General features: G+C 62.2%; 20 protein-coding genes and 1 pseudogene. 14 read left to right on the forward strand and 7 right to left on the reverse strand.

The genetic code is table 11. From position 1 onward, the window contains the following. Positions 1–144 precede the first annotated feature (144 nt). The 6 genes and pseudogenes from B2790_RS11990 (at position 145) to B2790_RS12015 (ending at position 3,705) form a co-directional block, all read left to right on the forward strand. Complete coding sequence (locus tag B2790_RS11990) at positions 145–693, forward strand: Rnf-Nqr domain containing protein (protein ID WP_286918907.1); 549 nt, start codon at positions 145–147, stop codon at positions 691–693. Beyond that, the gene (locus tag B2790_RS11995; protein ID WP_274079424.1) at positions 690–1,664 is read left to right on the forward strand and encodes an RnfABCDGE type electron transport complex subunit D; all 975 of its coding nucleotides are present in this window, start codon (positions 690–692) and stop codon (positions 1,662–1,664) included. The genes B2790_RS11990 and B2790_RS11995 overlap by 4 nt, the downstream gene beginning before the upstream one ends. Further along, complete coding sequence (locus B2790_RS12000) at positions 1,661–2,263, forward strand: RnfABCDGE type electron transport complex subunit G (protein ID WP_274079423.1); 603 nt, start codon at positions 1,661–1,663, stop codon at positions 2,261–2,263. The genes B2790_RS11995 and B2790_RS12000 overlap by 4 nt, the downstream gene beginning before the upstream one ends. Next, positions 2,256–2,781, forward strand: a pseudogene (locus B2790_RS12005) (Rnf-Nqr domain containing protein). Before B2790_RS12000 ends, B2790_RS12005 begins: the two are co-directional and overlap by 8 nt. A 4-nt stretch (positions 2,782–2,785) precedes the next feature. Then, positions 2,786–3,424 (forward strand): endonuclease III, encoded by a 639-nt coding sequence (gene nth, locus B2790_RS12010; RefSeq protein ID WP_025340388.1) that lies wholly within the window; start codon positions 2,786–2,788, stop codon positions 3,422–3,424. Positions 3,425–3,528: 104 nt separating this feature from the next. Further along, positions 3,529–3,705 (forward strand): PA3496 family putative envelope integrity protein, encoded by a 177-nt coding sequence (locus B2790_RS12015; RefSeq protein ID WP_003258006.1) that lies wholly within the window; start codon positions 3,529–3,531, stop codon positions 3,703–3,705. A 43-nt stretch (positions 3,706–3,748) separates the two neighbouring features. Here the strand turns inward: B2790_RS12015 and B2790_RS12020 are convergent, their stop codons facing one another. Next, on the reverse strand, positions 3,749–4,369 hold the full coding sequence (locus B2790_RS12020) for a response regulator transcription factor (RefSeq protein ID WP_023660944.1): 621 nt from the start codon (positions 4,367–4,369) through the stop codon (positions 3,749–3,751). Between the two features lie 365 nt (positions 4,370–4,734). Here B2790_RS12020 and B2790_RS12025 point away from each other — a divergent pair, with 365 nt between their 5' ends. After that, on the forward strand, positions 4,735–5,217 hold the full coding sequence (locus B2790_RS12025) for a hypothetical protein (RefSeq protein ID WP_286100424.1): 483 nt from the start codon (positions 4,735–4,737) through the stop codon (positions 5,215–5,217). A 58-nt stretch (positions 5,218–5,275) separates the two neighbouring features. Here the strand turns inward: B2790_RS12025 and B2790_RS12030 are convergent, their stop codons facing one another. Together B2790_RS12030 and B2790_RS12035 are read right to left on the reverse strand one after the other, a co-directional pair. Further along, a complete protein-coding gene (locus tag B2790_RS12030) occupies positions 5,276–6,493 on the reverse strand; it encodes an argininosuccinate synthase (RefSeq protein ID WP_013973956.1) in 1,218 nt (405 codons plus the stop codon). 156 nt (positions 6,494–6,649) lie between these two features. Continuing rightward, entirely contained in the window at positions 6,650–7,567 is a 918-nt protein-coding gene (locus B2790_RS12035; protein ID WP_286918908.1) for a flagellar protein MotY, read from the reverse strand. A gap of 130 nt (positions 7,568–7,697) precedes the next feature. Here B2790_RS12035 and pyrC point away from each other — a divergent pair, with 130 nt between their 5' ends. Both pyrC and rnt read left to right on the forward strand, forming a co-directional pair. Next, positions 7,698–8,744, forward strand: a complete 1,047-nt coding sequence (gene pyrC, locus B2790_RS12040; protein ID WP_015271562.1) for a dihydroorotase — start codon at positions 7,698–7,700, stop codon at positions 8,742–8,744. Between the two features lie 59 nt (positions 8,745–8,803). After that, entirely contained in the window at positions 8,804–9,415 is a 612-nt protein-coding gene (gene rnt, locus B2790_RS12045) for a ribonuclease T (protein ID WP_230388460.1), read from the forward strand. Between the two features lie 158 nt (positions 9,416–9,573). On the opposite strand, the gene B2790_RS12050 is transcribed toward rnt, so the two are convergent. Further along, entirely contained in the window at positions 9,574–10,176 is a 603-nt protein-coding gene (locus B2790_RS12050; protein WP_003254945.1) for a peroxiredoxin, read from the reverse strand. A gap of 224 nt (positions 10,177–10,400) precedes the next feature. Here B2790_RS12050 and B2790_RS12055 point away from each other — a divergent pair, with 224 nt between their 5' ends. Both B2790_RS12055 and bfr read left to right on the forward strand, forming a co-directional pair. Continuing rightward, on the forward strand, positions 10,401–10,619 hold the full coding sequence (locus B2790_RS12055) for a bacterioferritin-associated ferredoxin (protein ID WP_003254947.1): 219 nt from the start codon (positions 10,401–10,403) through the stop codon (positions 10,617–10,619). Between the two features lie 201 nt (positions 10,620–10,820). Further along, positions 10,821–11,294 (forward strand): bacterioferritin, encoded by a 474-nt coding sequence (gene bfr, locus B2790_RS12060; RefSeq protein WP_003258014.1) that lies wholly within the window; start codon positions 10,821–10,823, stop codon positions 11,292–11,294. Between the two features lie 57 nt (positions 11,295–11,351). Here the strand turns inward: bfr and grxD are convergent, their stop codons facing one another. Continuing rightward, positions 11,352–11,687: a Grx4 family monothiol glutaredoxin gene (grxD, locus tag B2790_RS12065; RefSeq protein ID WP_003254949.1), complete on the reverse strand. Its 336-nt coding sequence runs from the start codon at positions 11,685–11,687 to the stop codon at positions 11,352–11,354. Between the two features lie 91 nt (positions 11,688–11,778). After that, positions 11,779–13,887, reverse strand: coding sequence for a molybdopterin-dependent oxidoreductase (locus tag B2790_RS12070; RefSeq protein WP_286918909.1), 2,109 nt, complete (start codon positions 13,885–13,887; stop codon positions 11,779–11,781). A 397-nt stretch (positions 13,888–14,284) separates the two neighbouring features. On the opposite strand from B2790_RS12070, the gene argF reads away from it, so the two are divergent. Together argF and B2790_RS12080 are read left to right on the forward strand one after the other, a co-directional pair. Continuing rightward, positions 14,285–15,205 (forward strand): ornithine carbamoyltransferase, encoded by a 921-nt coding sequence (gene argF, locus B2790_RS12075; protein WP_013973960.1) that lies wholly within the window; start codon positions 14,285–14,287, stop codon positions 15,203–15,205. Beyond that, positions 15,202–16,311, forward strand: coding sequence for an ABC transporter ATP-binding protein (locus tag B2790_RS12080; RefSeq protein ID WP_025340392.1), 1,110 nt, complete (start codon positions 15,202–15,204; stop codon positions 16,309–16,311). The genes argF and B2790_RS12080 overlap by 4 nt, the downstream gene beginning before the upstream one ends. Before the next feature lie 138 nt (positions 16,312–16,449). Here B2790_RS12080 and ybaK read toward each other — a convergent pair whose 3' ends face one another. Then, entirely contained in the window at positions 16,450–16,920 is a 471-nt protein-coding gene (ybaK, locus tag B2790_RS12085; protein WP_075046147.1) for a Cys-tRNA(Pro) deacylase, read from the reverse strand. Between the two features lie 303 nt (positions 16,921–17,223). On the opposite strand from ybaK, the gene B2790_RS12090 reads away from it, so the two are divergent. Further along, positions 17,224–18,075, forward strand: coding sequence for an MIP/aquaporin family protein (locus tag B2790_RS12090; RefSeq protein WP_137164727.1), 852 nt, complete (start codon positions 17,224–17,226; stop codon positions 18,073–18,075). The last annotated feature ends 16 nt before the right edge of the window (positions 18,076–18,091 follow it).

The following is an 18,091-nucleotide window of genomic DNA, read 5'->3' on the forward strand; positions in this document are numbered from 1 at the left end:
GGAGCGGGCGTGCCCGCGAAACTGACTACGCGGTGCATGGCACCGGCGTTGCCGGTGTTCGCGGGCACGCCCGCTCTCACAATGACTCCGGCACCTTGATGCCAAACCCGGACAATCGCCCCGATTCCCGGCTATCGTCATCTCATGAGCGACTACATCCTGGTCCTGATCAGCGCTGCGCTGGTCAATCACCTGTGCCTGCAACAACAGCCACTCCCAAGGCTGCACCTCCATGTGCACGGCCTCGCCTGCGCACTGTGCATTGCCTTGGGGGTGATCGGCGCACAACTACTGGTGCGCGGGTTGCTTGCCCCGCTGCAGGCCCAGGACCTTGCCCTGTTCCTGTTGCTGCCCTGGCTGGCCGTGCTTGCCTGGGGCGTGCCATGGCTGCTGACAAGGTGGCGCCCGAGCTGGCCGGTGACGCAACTGCCCGCGCTGCTGTTGAGCAACGCGGTAGTACTGGGGTTGGCCCTGCAACAGGCAAGCGACGACAGCACATGGCTCGCTACCTTGCTGCAAGGCCTGCTGGCCGGCGGCGGCTTCTGGCTGGCGTTGGTGCTGTTCGCCGACCTGCGCCAGCGCAGCGCTCATGCCGACGTCCCCGGGGCAATGCGCGGCCTGCCCATCGAACTGCTTGGGGCCGGGGTAATGGCCATGGCGTTTTCCGGCTTCAACGGGCTGTTCGCCCAATGACCGCCAAGCCCGACCCGCGGCTACGCACCAGCATGGGCCTGGTGTTGCTGGCCTGCGTACCTGGCCTGCTGGCGCTGTTCTGGCTGCATGGCTGGAGTTTGCTACTGAACCTGTTGCTGTGCGCCAGCGCCGCGCTGCTGTGCGAGGCGCTGTTGCTTACCTTGCGAGCACAACCGCTGCGCACTGCGCTGAATGACGGCAGCGCGCTGGTGACCGCCGTGCTGCTGGCCGCCGCCCTGCCCACCCTGGCGCCCTGGTGGTTGCCTGTGGTCGCAGCCAGCGTTGCCATCGGCATCGGCAAGCAGGCCTTTGGCGGGGTCGGGCGCAACCTGTTCAACCCGGCCATGGTCGGCTACGCCTTCGTGCTGCTGAGCTTCCCGTTGCAGATGAACCATTGGCCGGGGCCGGCACCAGGCCTGCTCGACAGCCTGCAGCTGGTGTTCGCCGGCGGTGAGCAGATCGATGCCTGGGCCCAGCCGACATTGCTCGACGGCCTGCGCCACAACCGCAGCCTGACCATCGATGAACTGTTCGCCAGCCACCCGGGCTTCGGCAGCATCGGAGGGCGGGGCAGCGAATGGGTCAACCTGGCGTTCCTGCTGGGCGGCCTGTTTTTGCTGCAACGCAAGGTGATCAGCTGGCATGCGCCGGTTGGCCTGCTGGCAGGGTTGTTCCTGTTCAGCCTGTTGGGCTGGAATGGCTCGGGTTCGGACTCCAACGGCTCCCCGCTGCTGCACCTGTTCTCCGGCTCGACCATGATGGCGGCGTTCTTCATTGCCACCGAACCGGTATCCGGCCCCCGGCAGGAGTGGGCGAAGCTGGGGTTTGGCCTGGGGGCGGGCCTGCTGATCTACCTGATCCGCACCTGGGGCAGCTACCCGGACGGTACGGCATTCGCCATCCTGCTGATGAACCTCATGGCGCCGAGCCTCGAACGCCTGGCTTTGCAGCGCCAGCAGGTTGCACGATGAAGCGCCTGGTACGTGATGTGGGCCTGTTGCTACTGACCGGGGTACTGGCACTGTCGGCCACCCTGGCCTGGCGACACTGGACCAGCGCGGCCATCGCCGACGCCGAGAAACAACTGAATAGCCGTCAGCGGCTGGCAGTGCTGCCAGAAGGCAGTTACGACAACCAGCCCCTGGACAGCCCGCTGCCCAGGCCCGCCGCACAGCGGCCAAACAGCCGTATCCTGGCAGCTTACCGGGCGACGCTGGCAGGCAAGCCGGCCGCCATCATCCTGGTCACCCAGGCCCAGGGCTATGCCGGGCCGATCGTGCTGAGCGTGGCCATCACCGCGGACGGCCGGCTGATCGGCAGCCAGGTAGTCGAGCAACAGGAAAGCCCCGGGCTGGGTGCACGCCTGGGTGATCCGCAGCTGAACTGGCTTGGGCAATTTGCCAACCGCCAGTTGGGCGATCGCTGGGCGCTGAAGCGCGACCAGGGCGACTTTGACCAGTTGGCTGGCGCAACCGTGACCTCACGGGCGGTGATCGGCGCGCTGCAGGAAGCGCTGAGCTACTTCGATGAGCAGCGCAGCGTATTGCTGGAGGGCGCCATGCATGAATAGGTTGTGCCTGCTCGGCGCAAGCCTGGTGCCCCTGTTGGGCGCCACCCGAACCCTGAGCGAAGGCGCCACCATCGGCGTGTGTGCGGTGCTGATGAGCAGCCTTCACCAGTTGTTGCTGGCCCCCCCTGCGCCAGCGGCTTGCCACCTGGACCTATGTGCTGGCCAGCCTGCTGCTGTTGGCGGCCCTGGCCAGTTGCCTGCAACTGGCGCTGCGTGCCTGGCTGCTGCCAGTGGCACTTGCCCTCGGCCACTATCCCGCACTGCTGTGCCTGCAATGCCTGGCCACTGACCACCTGCTGCCCGATCAAGGGCGCTGGCGCCTGCTCGCCGGCCACCTTTGTGCGCTGCTTGCCACATGCCTGCTGCTCGGCGCCAGCCGCCAATGGTTGGCCGACGGTACCGGCCTGCACCTGGCCAGTCTGGCCCCGGGCGCCTTGCTACTGCTCGGACTGCTGTTGGCCTTGTACAATCGCCTGCGCCCGGGCCCCGCCCAACCACGTCGTCAAGGAAAGCTCTGATTTCATGAATGCCGCCAAACGCCTGGAGATCTTTCGCAGGCTGCACGAAGACAACCCCGACCCGAAGACCGAACTGGCCTACACCACCCCGTTCGAACTGCTGGTCGCCGTGACACTGTCTGCGCAGTCCACCGATGTCGGCGTCAACAAGGCCACCGCACGCCTGTTCCCGGTCGCCAACACCCCCGAGGCCATCTATGCGCTGGGCGTCGAAGGCCTGAGCGAGTACATCAAGACCATTGGCTTGTACAACAGCAAGGCCAAGAACGTCATCGAAGCCTGCCGACTGCTGATCGAACGCCATGGCAGCCAGGTACCGCAAACCCGCGAAGCCCTGGAGGCGCTGCCCGGCGTGGGCCGCAAGACCGCCAACGTGGTGCTCAACACGGCGTTCCGCCAGCCAACCATGGCGGTGGATACCCATATCTTCCGGGTCAGCAACCGCACGGGCATTGCGCCAGGCAAGACGGTGCTGGAGGTGGAGAAAAAGCTGATCAAGTTCGTGCCAAAGGATTACCTGCTCGACGCCCACCACTGGCTGATCCTGCACGGGCGCTATGTGTGCCAGGCACGCAAGCCGCGCTGCGGCAGTTGCCGGATCGAAGATTTGTGCGAGTACAAGCACAAGACCTCCGACGATTGAGTCGATAGCTGGAAACCACCTGCAGCGATTGAAAAAATCTTTTTTACCAGCGTCTGCTTTCTGGTTATAAGGACGGCCAATGGCCCCTTGGCTTGGAGCGACTCATGAGTAGCGATAAAGACGACCTGTCGATCGAAGATGATTTTGTTGCCGCGGATGACGAAGCGGAACCCCAGGTAGAAACCGCAAAGACCAACCTGAGCAAGCGCCGCACCATCGATAATATGCTGGAAGAAAGGCGCCTGCAGAAGCAGCTGGCCGACTTCGACTACGATCTGTAACCCTGGCAAAGCCTCCTGGCTGGAGGCTTTACGGCCTTGGCGGTCAGTTCAACCCTTGCCGCTGCGCCAGCTCGATCAGGTCGACCAGCGAGCGCGCATTGAGCTTGAGCAACAGGCGCGACTTGTAGGTACTGACCGTCTTGTTGCTGAGGAACATGCTGTCGGCAATCTCCTTGTTGGAACGCCCTCGCGCCAGCTGTTGCAACACCGTCATCTCGCGCGCCGAGAGGCGGTTGACCATATCCGTCTCGCTTCCGCCTCTGCCGCGTGACACATGCAAGGCCTGGTTGGGGAAGTAACTGTAGCCCGACAGCACGGCCTTGATGGCGCTCAGCAGCTCGGTGAGTTCCTGCTGCTTGCACACATACCCCGCAGCCCCCGCCTGCATGCAGCGCATCGAGAAGTTGCCGGGGGCCTGCGATGTGAGCACCAGCACCTTGCTGCCCGGGCTGAAAGTTGTCATGCGACCGATCACCTCCAGGCCATCCAGCTTGGGGATACCGATATCGAGCACCACGATATCCGGCAGGTGTTGCCGTGTGAGTTGCAGCGCAGCCACCCCGTTGTCGGTTTCCGCCACGACGTCATACCCATGCCGCTCCATCAGCATGCGTACGGCCAGGCGTATGACCGGATGATCATCCACGATAAGCACTTTATTCATGCGATATCCATTCATTGCTTTTGCTTTGGCCCGCCAAGATAACCTACAGAACGCTTACTGGCGCGGTGATTTACCGGCGAAATATATGAACAGATAGAACCTACAACACTTACAGAAATTTCCTACACTCAACTGATGCACTTGTAACAATCAAATCCCCTGTTACCGAATGAACGGTATCACCGGCCGGTAAAAGTGCACCAGTTGAAAACCGGCCGACATCTCGGGAAATATTCAGTTCAAATACGCTGAACAGACACGGCCATCAGAATTCCGAGCGATTATTCTCACCCGGGAAACAATCCAGTCTTTAGTTGAGCATCGCCGTAAGGCAAAGATGTGCAAAATCGCTGGAGACGACCCATATGCACCAAGTACAACCTGTCGCCCCGCTGACGATCATTGCCATCTTCGCAGGGATTATCGAAGCCTCCGCCCTTGCCACATTGCCGTTTCTCAGCGAATCCAGCCAAAAGCTCTATACCTGGTTCCTGGTGGGCTTTCCATTCTTCCTGACGGCACTGTTCTTCCTCACGCTCAACTTCAATTACAAGTCGTTCTACGACCCTTCATCAAACAGGACGGCAAATGACAACACCTCGACACAGAGCGATGTGGCCAAACATGCAATGCCCGGTAATACCAGCGAAGCGCTGCAGGGTGAGCCTGTCACATTCATGTTTTCCGGCCCGGATGCCTATCGCATGATGGAGCAGCAATTGCTGTCCGCCCTTGCCCAACCGCCGCAGCAAGCGCGCACGTGGCGGTTTTGCAACCTGGATAGACGCCAGTGCGCACAACTATCGATCAGCGCGCTTGATGGACAGCAGGCGAGCGACGGCCATTGATATCACAGCCAAAAAAAACCCCGGCCTGAGCCGGGGTTCTTGCTGCACATGCCAGCGATCAGAGCAGCGAGCGGCCCTTGTTGGCAGCAATGCGCATACGCAGGGCGTTGAGCTTGATGAAGCCCGCTGCGTCCGCCTGGTTGTAGGCGCCGCCATCTTCCTCGAAGGTAGCGATGTTGGCATCGAACAGCGAGTCGTCCGACTTGCGGCCGACAACGGTGACGTTGCCCTTGTACAGCTTCAGGCGTACCACGCCGTTCACGTTGACCTGCGAAGCGTCGATCATCTGCTGCAGCATCAGACGCTCCGGGCTCCACCAGTAGCCGGTGTAGATCAGGCTGGCGTACTTCGGCATCAGCTCATCCTTCAGGTGAGCAACTTCGCGGTCCAGGGTGATCGACTCGATGGCACGGTGGGCCTTGAGCATGATGGTGCCGCCTGGGGTCTCGTAGCAGCCACGCGACTTCATGCCGACGTAACGGTTCTCGACGATGTCCAGACGGCCGATGCCATTGGCACCACCGATACGGTTCAGGTCGGCCAGGACGGTGGCCGGGGTCTTCTCGACACCGTCGATGGCAACGATGTCACCGTTGCGGTAGGTCAGCTCGATGTAGGTAGCCTGGTCCGGGGCGTTCTCGGGCGAGACGCTCCAGCGCCACATGTCTTCTTCGTGCTCGGTCCAGGTATCTTCCAGGACACCGCCTTCGTAGGAGATGTGCAGCAGGTTGGCGTCCATCGAGTACGGCGACTTCTTCTTGCCGTGGCGCTCGATCGGGATGCCGTGCTTCTCGGCGTAGTCCATCAGTTTCTCGCGGGACAGCAGGTCCCACTCACGCCATGGGGCGATTACCTTGACGCCTGGCTTCAAGGCGTAGGCACCCAGTTCGAAACGCACCTGGTCGTTGCCTTTGCCGGTGGCGCCGTGGGAAATGGCGTCGGCGCCGGTTTCGTTGGCGATTTCGATCAGGCGCTTGGCGATCAGCGGACGGGCGATGGAAGTACCCAGCAGGTACTCGCCCTCGTAGACGGTGTTGGCGCGGAACATCGGGAACACGAAATCACGCACGAATTCTTCGCGCAGGTCGTCGATGTAGATCTCTTTAACGCCCATTGCCTGGGCCTTGGCACGAGCCGGCTCGACCTCTTCGCCCTGACCCAGGTCAGCGGTGAAGGTCACCACTTCGCAGTTGTAGGTATCCTGCAGCCACTTGAGAATCACCGAAGTATCAAGGCCGCCGGAATACGCCAGTACGACCTTTTTTACGTCCGCCATGCCATCACTCCACGGGGTTGTACGGAAAGGGATCGATTCTAACGACGTTACGGATAAATTTACAGTGGGGCGACAGCTTCTGACGACAAAGCGACAGGAAGTTTCGGAAGGGCGACTTACCGTCGGAAAGTATGAAATACCGTGTTGGAGCGGCCTTCAGGACTTGGCAGGTGTTGGCTCAGGGGCCTTTTCGACAGGCTTCTCCACCGGCTTCTCGATCACCGTCACCCGATCCAGTTCAATATTCACCCGACGATTACGCGCCCGGTTGGCAGCATTGGTGTTCTTCGCCAATGGGTAACGCTCGCCGTGGAAACGCACGGTAATCTGCTCTTCCGGAACGCCATGGGCCTTGAGGTAGTCGGCCACCGCCAGTGCCCGGCGGCGCGACATGTCGCGATTGGTCAGGCGGTTGCCACTGTTGTCGGAGTGGCCGTTGAGCTCGACATGGTTCACCGTCAGGTCAGCCTTCATGTAGTCGAGGATCACGTCCAGCCGCGCCTTGGCCGCACCATCCAGCTCGAAGCCGCCCCCGGGGAAGCCCACCTGGGTCTGGCGCACCTGATCGTAATTCATCGGCAGCAGCTTGCCGGCACAGGCCTGATAGTCGCTGTAGGCCTTGGCGAAGCTGACCGGTAGCACACGCACTTCCATCGGCCTGCCCGCCTCGCCGGCGTAATTGCGTACCACCGTGCTGCGCCCATCGAGCAGGCCGTTGATCAGGCGGCTGGCCTGGCCCTGGGACGAACTGAACAGCACCCCGGTGCGGGCCATACGCACGCTGCCCAGGTTGATGTCGCTGCGCCCGGGTTGCCACGGCGCAGCGGCTGCCAGCAAGGTGGCCGTGCCCGCACCCAGTACATTGCTGTCCGAACGCAGCTGGAACACCGGCTGCTCGCCCGCGCGGCGCACGAACTCGCCGCTGCCGAAGCCGTCGATCGGCTGGATCAGCCGGCACTCGAACTGGTCACCCTCGACCTTCCAGGCGATGTTCTCCATGCGCGTCTGGAAGGTCAGCGCGCCGGCCGGCAGGCTGGCGAACAGGGTCAACAGGGCTAGGTAACGCTGGCGCACGGGCGGCTCCACAAATTCTGACGGCTTACCTGCAGGCTATCGGACGCCTGCCGGAAAACTTGATAGCCGTGCTCCACCCAGGGTTTTCCGGTAGCATTGGGGCTTGAGTTCGACCCGCCTGGAATCCCCAATGTCCGATCGCCTGACCCTCCTGCGTCCCGACGACTGGCACATCCATCTGCGCGATGGTGCCGTCCTGCCCCACACCGTTGGCGACGTGGCGCGTACTTTCGCCCGTGCCATCATCATGCCCAACCTGGTTCCGCCGGTACGCAATGCCGTCGAGGCCGGCGCCTACCGTGAGCGCATCCTGGCCGCCCGCCCGGCTGGCAGCCGCTTCGAGCCGCTGATGGTGCTGTACCTCACCGACCGCACCAGCCCCGAGGACATCCGCGCGGCCAAGGCCAGCGGCTTCGTGTACGCCGCCAAGCTGTACCCTGCCGGCGCCACCACCAACTCCGACTCGGGCGTGACCAGCATCGACAACATCTTCCCGGCCATCGAGGCGCTGGCGGAAGTTGGCATGCCGCTACTGGTGCATGGCGAAGTGACCCGCAGCGAGATCGACGTGTTCGACCGCGAGAAGCGTTTCATCGACGAGCACATGCGCCGTGTGGTCGAGCGCTTCCCCACGCTGAAGGTGGTGTTCGAGCACATCACCACCAGCGATGCCGCGCAGTTCGTCACCGAGGCCCCGGCCAACGTCGGCGCGACCATCACCGCGCAGCACCTGCTGTACAACCGCAACCACATGCTGGTTGGCGGCATTCGCCCGCACTTCTACTGCCTGCCGATCCTCAAGCGCAACACCCACCAAGTGGCGCTGCTGGACGCGGCCACCAGCGGCAACCCGAAGTTCTTCCTGGGTACCGACTCGGCCCCGCACGCCCGTCACGCCAAGGAAGCCGCCTGCGGTTGTGCCGGTTGCTACACCGCCTACGCAGCCATCGAGATGTACGCCGAAGCATTCGAGCAGCGTAACGCGCTGGACAAGCTGGAAGGCTTCGCCAGCCTGCACGGCCCGGCGTTCTACGGCCTGCCGGCGAACACCGACACCATTACCCTGGTCCGCGAAGAATGGACCGCCCCGGACAGCCTGCCGTTTGGCGAGCAGACCGTGGTCCCGCTGCGCGCCGGCGAAAAACTGCGCTGGCGCCTGCTGGAGGAAAACGCGTGAGCGAAGACCTCTACGAAGACGACCTGGACACCCAAGGCAGCAGCGGCTCGCGCCACCCGATGGCCGAGCGCTTCCGCGGCTATCTGCCGGTAGTAGTGGATGTTGAAACCGGCGGCTTCAACAGCGCTACCGATGCCCTGCTGGAAATTGCCGCTGTCACCATCGGCATGGACGAAAAGGGCTTCCTGTTCCCCGAGCACACCTACTTCCACCGGGTGGAGCCATTCGAGGGCGCCAACATCGAGGCGGCCGCGCTGGAGTTCACCGGGATCAAGCTGGACCACCCGCTGCGCATGGCGGTCAGCGAGGAAAGTGCGCTGACCGACATCTTCCGCGGCGTACGCAAGGCGCTCAAGGCCAATGGCTGCAAGCGGGCGATCCTGGTCGGCCACAACAGCAGCTTCGACCTGGGCTTCCTCAATGCGGCGGTAACGCGCAATGACCTGAAGCGCAACCCGTTCCACCCGTTCTCCAGCTTCGACACCGCTACCCTGGCGGGCCTGGCTTACGGCCAGACCGTACTGGCGCGGGCCTGCCAGAGCGCAGACATCGACTTCGACGGGCGTGAGGCGCACTCGGCGCGTTATGACACCGAGAAGACGGCCGAGCTGTTCTGCGGCATCGTCAACCGCTGGAAAGAGATGGGCGGCTGGCGCGATTTCAACGATTGAGTTGAAAAAGCATTCGCGGGCTTGCCCGCTCCCACAGGTACTGCAGTGGCCTCAGCCATTGTGCGATTTCTGTGGGAGCGGGCAAGCCCGCGAAGAGGCCGGCACAGGACGGCACAAAAAAACCGGCCACAAGGGCCGGTTTTTCATGCACGCGGCAATTACAGCTTGCCAGCGTTCTCGCTCAGGTAGGCAGCAACGCCTTCCGGCGAAGCGTTCATGCCTTTGTCGCCTTTTTTCCAGTTGGCAGGGCAGACTTCGCCGTGCTCTTCGTGGAACTGCAGGGCGTCAACCAGGCGCAGCAGCTCGTCCATGTTGCGGCCCAGTGGCAGGTCGTTGACGATCTGCGAACGGACAACGCCGTTGGTGTCGATCAGGAAGGCGCCACGGAAGGCCACGCCGCCTTCGGACTCGACGTCGTAGGCCTTGCAGATTTCGTGGGTCATGTCGGCAGCCAGGGTGTATTTGACCTGGCCGATACCGCCGTTGTTGACCGGGGTGTTACGCCAGGCGTTGTGGGTGAAGTGCGAGTCGATCGACACGCCAATCACCTCCACGTTGCGCGCCTGGAAGTCAGGGATGCGGTTGTCCAGGGCGATCAGCTCGGACGGGCAGACGAAGGTGAAGTCCAGCGGGTAGAAGAACACCAGGCCGTACTTGCCCTTGATGGCCGAAGCCAGGTTGAAGCTGTCGACGATCTCGCCATTGCCCAGCACGGCCGGAACGGTGAAATCGGGGGCTTTCTTACCAACGAGTACGCTCATTGTAATCTCCTGATGAGGGTGAAAAACCGTTTGCCGGGCCAGACGGGCTTGCCCGACATCCAACAAAGGCCGACCATCATACACGGCTTCTGGTGACAGGCCGACTCCAACGACGAAGCAACCGCCGGTCGCTCAAGCACGGCCCTTTCAGAAACTCCTTTGACAAGCATTCTCATTAACATTAAGCTCCACCCCATCGAGCCCACCAACGATGGTCAGCCTTTATGTATGTGTGTCTTTGTGTCGGCGTTACCGACGGACAGATCCGCGATGCGATCTATGAAGGATGCTGCAGCTACAAGGAAGTGCGAGCCGCGACCAATGTCGCCAGCCAGTGTGGCAAATGTGCCTGCGTGGCCAAGCAGGTGGTCCGCGAGACCCTGACCGAACTCCAGGTCAGCCAGGCAGCCCTGCCCTACCCCGTGGAATTTACCGCAGCCTGAAAACCCAGAATTCGAAGAACCGGACCTTGCGTCCGGTTTTTTTATGCCCGCAATTCAATAAGTTAGCGCTCCAACGCGGTTCACAAACATTCTTATTTCCATTAATTTTCACTTATTATTCAAGAACTTAGGTTTGACACACCTAAGTATCGGGCTCAAACTTCACTGTATTGGCACACTTCTACAGGGCAGGAACCCGACATGAAAGGCGACGTAAGCGTCATCCAGCATCTCAACAAGATCCTCGGAAACGAGCTGGTCGCGATCAACCAGTACTTCCTGCACGCACGCATGTACGAAGATTGGGGCCTGAACAAACTCGGCAAGCACGAGTACAAGGAATCCATCGACGAGATGAAGCACGCTGACAAACTGATCAAGCGTATTCTCTTCCTCGAAGGCATCCCCAACGTCCAGGACCTGGGCAAGCTGCTGATTGGCGAGCACACCAAGGAAATGCTCGAGTGCGACCTGAAGATCGAACAGAAAGGCCTGGTCGACCTGAAAGCAGCCATCGCCCATTGCGAAACCGCTGGCGACTTTGGCTCGCGTGACATGCTCGAAGACATCCTCGAGTCCGAGGAAGAACACATCGATTGGCTGGAAACCCAGCTGGGGCTGATCGACAAGATTGGTATCGAGAACTACCTGCAGTCGCAGATGGGCGAAGAATAAATATTCGCCCCATGAAAAAACCCGCGATCAGCGGGTTTTTTCATGCTTGCCGGAAATTCAGGCCTCGGAAGCCTTGGCCTTCGCAGCCGCTTCCTTGATCAGGGTCTGCAGCTCACCCTTCTCGAACATTTCCAGCATGATGTCGCTGCCGCCGACCAGCTCACCGGCTACCCACAGTTGCGGGAAGGTCGGCCAGTTGGCGTACTTTGGCAGGTTCGCACGGATTTCCGGGTTCTGCAGGATGTCGACGTAGGCGAACTTCTCGCCACAACCCATCACGGCCTGCGATGCACGCGCAGAGAAGCCACACTGCGGGGCATTCGGCGAGCCTTTCATGTAAAGCAGAATGGTGTTGTTAGCAATCTGCTCTTTGATCGTTTCGATGATATCCATGTAGCACCTCGGCTGAACTTTCCGACGCGGTCGTCGGCACGGTGACGCATTGTAACGGAAAGCCGAGCAGCATGCTCGGCCTTACCGTTCCTTACGCGGCCTCTACCTGCACGGGTACGCCATTGAGGGCGGCATTGCCGGAAACCTGATCACGCAGGCGCTCATCGGTGAGGTCGTTGGCGCTCACGCCAGGTTGCGCCTGGGCGGTCTGCATGTGCACGCCCCGACGAGAGTGACCGAAGCCATGGGGCAGGCTCACCACGCCCGGCATCATGTCCTCGCAGGCCTGCACCTCGACTTCAAGGTCCCCGGTACGCGAGCGGATACGAACCCGCTGGCCGTCCTGCAGTTGCCGCTGCTGCAGGTCCTGCGGGTGCATCAACAACTGATGTCGCGGTTTGCCTTTCACCAGCCGATGAAAATTGTGCATCCACGAATTGTTGCTGCGTACATGGCGACGGCCGATCAGCAGCAGTTCGCCCGGCGTCGGAGGGGCTTGTTGTGCCAACCGCCCCAGGTCGTCCAGCAGCACCTGGGGCGCCGCCTCGACAGCCTTGCTGGCAGTCGTCAGGCGCGCTGCGAGGTTGGCGCGCAATGGCCCCAGGTCGAGGCCATGCGGGTGCTCGTCCAGCGCTGCCAGCGACAACTGCCAGGGCGTCGCTTCACCATAGCGCCCCTTGCGCAGGGCCAGGTCGATCATCTGCGCTGGCGCCCAGGTCGGCTTCAACTCCAGCTCGGCGCGCTTGGCGAACGCTTGTGCCAGCCCGACGAAAATCTCCCAGTCATGCAATGCCCCTTCGGGCTTGGCCAGGATCGCCCGATTGAAACGGGTCACGTTGCGCACGGCCAGCAAGTTGAACGTGGAGTCGTAATGGTCGTTTTCCAGCGCCGAGGTGGAGGGCAGGATCAGGTCGGCATGCCGGGTGGTTTCGTTGATGTACAGGTCGATGCTGAGCATGAACTCCAGCCCCTCCAGCGCCACATCCAGCTGGCGGCCGTTGGGCGTGGACAGCACGGGGTTGCCAGCCACCGTCACCAGCGCGCGCACCTGCCCTTCGCCGGGTGTCAGCATTTCCTCGGCCAAGGCCGCCACGGGCAGTTCGCCGCCGTACTCGGGCAAGCCCGACACCCGGCTCTGCCAAGCGTTGAAATGGCCACCCGAGGTGGTCGCCACCAGGTCGACGGCAGGCTCGGTGCACAACGCGCCGCCTTCACGGTCAAGGTTGCCGGTCACCAGGTTGATCAGTTGCACCAACCAGTGGCAAAGGGTGCCGTAGGTCTGGGTCGATATCCCCATGCGGCCGTAGCACACCGCCTTGTCGGCCGCGGCGAAGTCCCGTGCCAGCTGGCGGATGTCTGTAGCGGCAATGCCACAGTGCGCACTCATGGCCTCCGCGCTGAACGGCGCGATCGCTTCGCGCACCTGCTGCAGACCCGCGACCGGCAAGTGCGAGCCGCGCGCCAGGCCTTCAGCGAACAGGGTGTTGAGCAAGCCGCACAACAAGGCCGCATCCCCTCCAGGGCGAATGAACAGGTGACTGTCGGCCATCGCCGCCGTTTCGCTGCGCCGCGGGTCCACCACCACCAGGCGCCCACCCCGGGCCTGCAGCGCTTTCAGGCGCTTTTCCACGTCCGGCACGGTCATGATGCTGCCGTTGGAGGCCAGCGGGTTGCCGCCGAGGATCAGCATGAAACCGGTCTGGTCGATGTCCGGGATCGGCAGCAGCAGGCCATGGCCGTACATCAGGTGGCTGACCAGGTGCTGCGGCAACTGGTCCACCGAGGTGGCAGAGAAGCGGTTGCGGGTTTTCAGCAGGCCCAGGAAGTAGTTGCTGTGGGTCATCAGGCCGTAGTTGTGCACGCTCGGGTTGCCTTGGTACACCGCCACGGCATTGCGCCCATGGGCCTGCTGGATCGCCCACAGCCTGTCGGCGGCCAGGGCAAAGGCCTCGTCCCAGCCGATGGCCTGCCAGTGCTCGCCCACCCGCTTGTGCGGTTGGCGCAGGCGGTCGGGGTCATTCTGGATGTCCTGCAGGGCCACGGCCTTTGGGCAGACATGGCCGCGGCTGAATGGGTCCTGGGGGTCGCCCTTGATCGAACTGATCAGCGCCCGCCCGTCGTCGTCATGGCTGACTTCGATGTTCAGCCCACAGATCGCTTCGCACAGGTGACAGGCACGGTGATGCAGGGTCTTGGTCATGGCCGCCTCTGCCTTGTTGTTATGGAGGATGTGTAGAGGGTTGTCGAACATCGACTATGCGCCCAGCCCCCGCCGCCGGCCAGCGCGCTTCGCGGCGTGAATCCACCGACATCAGGCACACGATTTGCGACAGCCATTTGCCAAATTGCCGGCAAGCCGTGTACAACCCTCTGTAGCAAATAAAAAACAGCACTGCCCGTCGGGTAAAGACACCCTTTGCAACACCCTTTGGTACTGGGCAGCTGTTTCCCCTCTTGGCTTCAGGCGACATTTACTTATAGTATTGCGCCTTTCCCTATTTCGTCCGCCCCCGTGCGGCTTACGCCGCAGGTCACTCCCGTTGTCAAAAAAAACCATACGGTCGACCTGCATACCGTTGCAGATAAGGTAGTCAATCATGAGCGCTAGGCACTTTCTCTCCCTGCTGGACTTCACCACCGACGAATTGCTCGGGGTGATCCGCCGCGGCATCGAGCTGAAGGACCTGCGCAAGCGAGGCGTGCTGTTCGAGCCGCTGAAGAACCGCGTGCTGGGCATGATCTTCGAGAAGTCCTCGACCCGTACCCGCGTGTCGTTCGAGGCCGGCATGATCCAGCTCGGCGGCCAGGCCATCTTCCTGTCCCCGCGCGACACCCAGCTGGGCCGGGGCGAGCCGATCGGCGACAGTGCCATCGTGCTGTCGAGCATGCTCGACGTGGTGATGATCCGTACCCACGCCCACAGCACCCTGACCGAATTCGCCGCCAACTCGCGTGTGCCGGTGATCAACGCGCTGTCCGACGAGTCGCACCCGTGCCAGCTGCTGGCCGACATGCAGACCTTCCTCGAACATCGCGGCTCGATCCAGGGCAAGACCGTGGCCTGGATCGGCGATGGCTTCAACATGTGCAACTCGTACATCGAGGCAGCCAGGCAGTTCGACTTCCAGCTGCGCATCGCCTGCCCGGAAGGCTACGAGCCGGACCCACGCTTCATGGCCATTGGTGGCGACCACGTGCAGATCGTGCGTGACCCGAAGGAAGCCGTGCGCGGCGCCCATCTGGTGACCACGGATGTCTGGACTTCCATGGGCCAGGAGGAGGAAACTGCACGGCGCCTGGCGCATTTCGCGCCTTACCAGGTCACCCGCGAACTGCTCGACCTGGCGGCACCCGACGCCCTGTTCATGCACTGCCTGCCAGCCCACCGTGGTGAGGAAATCAGCCATGACCTGCTCGACGACCCACGTTCGGTCGCCTGGGACCAGGCTGAAAACCGCCTGCATGCACAGAAGGCCCTTCTCGAATTCCTTGTAGAACCGGCTTACCACCACGCATGAGTCAACCCCTACTGCTCAACCTGCGCAACCTCGCCTGCGGCTATGGCGACCAGCGCATCGTCCAGAACCTCAATCTGCACCTGAACGCAGGCGACATCGGTTGCCTGCTGGGTTCATCCGGTTGCGGCAAGACCACCACCCTGCGCGCCATCGCCGGTTTCGAACCCGTGCACGACGGCGAGATCCAGCTGGCTGGCGAGGTCATTTCCCGGGCTGGCTTCACCCTGGCCCCGGAAAAACGCCGCATCGGCATGGTGTTCCAGGATTACGCGCTGTTCCCGCACCTGACCGTGGCACAGAACATTGCCTTCGGCATCGCCAAGCACCCGCGCCAGGCCGAGGTCATCGAAGAGATGCTCGAGCTGGTCAAGCTGGGCGGCCTGGGCGGGCGCTACCCGCATGAACTGTCCGGCGGCCAACAGCAACGGGTCGCCCTGGCCCGTGCGCTGGCACCGGAGCCGCAACTGCTGCTGCTCGACGAGCCATTCTCCAACCTTGACGTGGAGCTGCGCCGGCGCCTGAGCCATGAGGTTCGCGACATTCTCAAGAGCCGCGGCACCAGCGCCATCCTGGTGACCCATGACCAGGAAGAGGCCTTTGCCGTCAGCGACCAGGTTGGCGTGTTCAAGGAAGGCCGCCTGGAGCAGTGGGACACGCCCTACAACCTTTACCACGAGCCGCAGACGCCGTTCGTGGCCAGCTTCATTGGCCAGGGATATTTCATCCGTGGGCAGATGATCAGCCACGAAGCGGTCAATACCGAGCTGGGTGAACTGCGCGGCAACCGTGCCTACATCATGGCGCCGGGCAGCTCTGTGGATGTGCTGCTGCGCCCTGACGATATCGTCCACGCACCGGGCAGCGCCCTGCAGGCGAACATCGTCGGCAAGAGCTTCCTTGGGGCATCGACCCTGTACCGCCTGCAGTTGCCGACCGGCAGCCAGCTGGAGGCGATCTTCCCTAGCCATAACGACCATCAGGTCGGTGAGGATGTGGGGATTGCGGTCAAGGCCGATCACCTGGTGCTGTTCCCGGTGCCGGGCAGCGTGGCGGCGCAGTTGCCGCGGCAGGAGAACGGGGTGCGCCGGTACAGTTCGGCGACCTGATTCGAAATTTTGGGGCCGCTTTGCGGCCCTTTCGCCGGCAAGCCAGCTCCCACAGAATCACCACATGCCCTGTAGGCAACGCTGTACCTGTGGGAGCTGGCTTGCCGGCGATGGGCTGCAAAGCAGCCCCCAAGATTCTCAGCCTCTACCGATCCCGGCAAACTTGCCCTGGGTGTGTTCCGCCAGCACCACGGCCGCCAACTCCACCTCCAGCCCACGCCGCCCGGCGCTGACATGGATGGTTGCAAAGTTCTGCGCCGAGTCATCGATGAAGGTGCGCAGGCGCTTCTTCTGCCCCAGCGGGCTGATCCCGCCCACCAGGTACCCCGTGGCCCGCTGCGCAACCGCCGGGTCGGCCATCTCGCACTTTTTCACCCCGGCAGCATGGGCCAGGGCCTTGAGGTCGAGCGTACCCACCACAGGCACCACCGCCACCAGCAATTCACCCTTCTCACTGCTCGCCAGCAAGGTCTTGAACACCTGCTGCGGGTCGAGACCGAGCTTTTCCGCCGCCTCCAGGCCGTATGACGCCGATTTGGGGTCATGTTCGTAACTGTGCACACGATGCTCAGCACGGTGTTTCTTCAACAGATCTAGGGCGGGGGTCATGCAGGGGCTCCGGTCGGGGACAGCTCGGCGGCTACTTTAGGACAATTCCCACACCTCAGCCAGCGAACCGCAACTGCGCGCCTCTAGTACGCGGATCCGCACCTGAAACCAGCATCCAGATCGTGACCGGCCGTTCACTTTCGACCTTTGACATCAGCGTTTCTTGTCTATATTTTTTCGTTTCTGAATAAATGGTGCACTTTTAAGGTGCATTTCCTACATCTGCCTGGGGTCAACGGGGATAGATTCCGGGCTTTGCTGTCGAGCGCCACGCGCCTCACAACAAAAAAAACGAGGTCATACATGACGACTGCTCTACGCCAACCCGCGCTGTCCAGCCAATGCCTGGCCGAGTTCCTCGGCACTGCCCTGCTCATCTTCTTCGGTACCGGCTGCGTCGCCGCGCTCAAGGTCGCGGGCGCCAGCTTCGGCCTTTGGGAAATCAGTATCATCTGGGGCGTGGGCGTCAGCATGGCGATCTACCTCACCGCCGGTGTTTCCGGCGCGCACCTGAACCCTGCGGTGAGCATCGCCCTCACCCTGTTCGCCGGTTTCGACAAGCGCAAGCTGCCCTTCTACATGCTGGCCCAGGTATGCGGCGCATTTTGTGGCGCAGCGTTGGTCTACACCTTGTACAGCAACCTGTTCTTCGATTTCGAACAAACCCACACCATGTTGCGCGGTAGCGAAGCCAGCCTGGAACTGGCCTCGGTGTTCTCCACCTATCCGCACCCATCGCTGTCCACCGGCCAGGCGTTCCTGGTCGAAGTGATCATCACCGCCATCCTGATGGCCGTGATCATGGCCCTGACCGACGACAACAACGGCCTGCCGCGCGGCGCCATGGCCCCGCTGCTGATCGGCCTGCTGATCGCCGTGATCGGCAGCGCCATGGGCCCGTTGACCGGCTTTGCCATGAACCCGGCCCGCGATTTCGGACCAAAACTCATGACCTTCCTGGCCGGTTGGGGCGAAATCGCCTTCACTGGCGGTCGGGACATGCCTTATTTCCTGGTTCCGGTGTTCGCACCGATCCTTGGCGCCTGCCTGGGCGCCGCGACCTATCGCGGCCTGATCGCCCGCAACCTGCCAATGGCAGCCGCCGTGAACCCTGAGACAAATGACAATCGCCAGGGCGATACTCAAGTCAATTGACGCCGGCATCACGCCC

It is taken from the genome of Pseudomonas sp. UBA6753 (assembly GCF_002453565.1).
GTDB lineage: Bacteria > Pseudomonadota > Gammaproteobacteria > Pseudomonadales > Pseudomonadaceae > Aquipseudomonas > Aquipseudomonas putida_Z.

What these genes read in the sequence shown, in the direction of transcription:
- B2790_RS11990 (WP_286918907.1), top strand. Translation starts at nt 145, where the DNA reads ATGAGCGACTACATCCTGGTCCTGATCAGCGCTGCGCTGGTCAATCAC.
- B2790_RS11995 (WP_274079424.1), top strand. Translation starts at nt 690, where the DNA reads ATGACCGCCAAGCCCGACCCGCGGCTACGCACCAGCATGGGCCTGGTG.
- B2790_RS12000 (WP_274079423.1), top strand. Translation starts at nt 1,661, where the DNA reads ATGAAGCGCCTGGTACGTGATGTGGGCCTGTTGCTACTGACCGGGGTA.
- nth (WP_025340388.1), top strand. Translation starts at nt 2,786, where the DNA reads ATGAATGCCGCCAAACGCCTGGAGATCTTTCGCAGGCTGCACGAAGAC.
- B2790_RS12015 (WP_003258006.1), top strand. Translation starts at nt 3,529, where the DNA reads ATGAGTAGCGATAAAGACGACCTGTCGATCGAAGATGATTTTGTTGCC.
- B2790_RS12020 (WP_023660944.1), bottom strand. Translation starts at nt 4,369, where the DNA reads ATGAATAAAGTGCTTATCGTGGATGATCATCCGGTCATACGCCTGGCC.
- B2790_RS12025 (WP_286100424.1), top strand. Translation starts at nt 4,735, where the DNA reads ATGCACCAAGTACAACCTGTCGCCCCGCTGACGATCATTGCCATCTTC.
- B2790_RS12030 (WP_013973956.1), bottom strand. Translation starts at nt 6,493, where the DNA reads ATGGCGGACGTAAAAAAGGTCGTACTGGCGTATTCCGGCGGCCTTGAT.
- pyrC (WP_015271562.1), top strand. Translation starts at nt 7,698, where the DNA reads ATGTCCGATCGCCTGACCCTCCTGCGTCCCGACGACTGGCACATCCAT.
- rnt (WP_230388460.1), top strand. Translation starts at nt 8,804, where the DNA reads ATGGCCGAGCGCTTCCGCGGCTATCTGCCGGTAGTAGTGGATGTTGAA.
- B2790_RS12050 (WP_003254945.1), bottom strand. Translation starts at nt 10,176, where the DNA reads ATGAGCGTACTCGTTGGTAAGAAAGCCCCCGATTTCACCGTTCCGGCC.
- B2790_RS12055 (WP_003254947.1), top strand. Translation starts at nt 10,401, where the DNA reads ATGTATGTGTGTCTTTGTGTCGGCGTTACCGACGGACAGATCCGCGAT.
- bfr (WP_003258014.1), top strand. Translation starts at nt 10,821, where the DNA reads ATGAAAGGCGACGTAAGCGTCATCCAGCATCTCAACAAGATCCTCGGA.
- grxD (WP_003254949.1), bottom strand. Translation starts at nt 11,687, where the DNA reads ATGGATATCATCGAAACGATCAAAGAGCAGATTGCTAACAACACCATT.
- B2790_RS12070 (WP_286918909.1), bottom strand. Translation starts at nt 13,887, where the DNA reads ATGACCAAGACCCTGCATCACCGTGCCTGTCACCTGTGCGAAGCGATC.
- argF (WP_013973960.1), top strand. Translation starts at nt 14,285, where the DNA reads ATGAGCGCTAGGCACTTTCTCTCCCTGCTGGACTTCACCACCGACGAA.
- B2790_RS12080 (WP_025340392.1), top strand. Translation starts at nt 15,202, where the DNA reads ATGAGTCAACCCCTACTGCTCAACCTGCGCAACCTCGCCTGCGGCTAT.
- ybaK (WP_075046147.1), bottom strand. Translation starts at nt 16,920, where the DNA reads ATGACCCCCGCCCTAGATCTGTTGAAGAAACACCGTGCTGAGCATCGT.
- B2790_RS12090 (WP_137164727.1), top strand. Translation starts at nt 17,224, where the DNA reads ATGACGACTGCTCTACGCCAACCCGCGCTGTCCAGCCAATGCCTGGCC.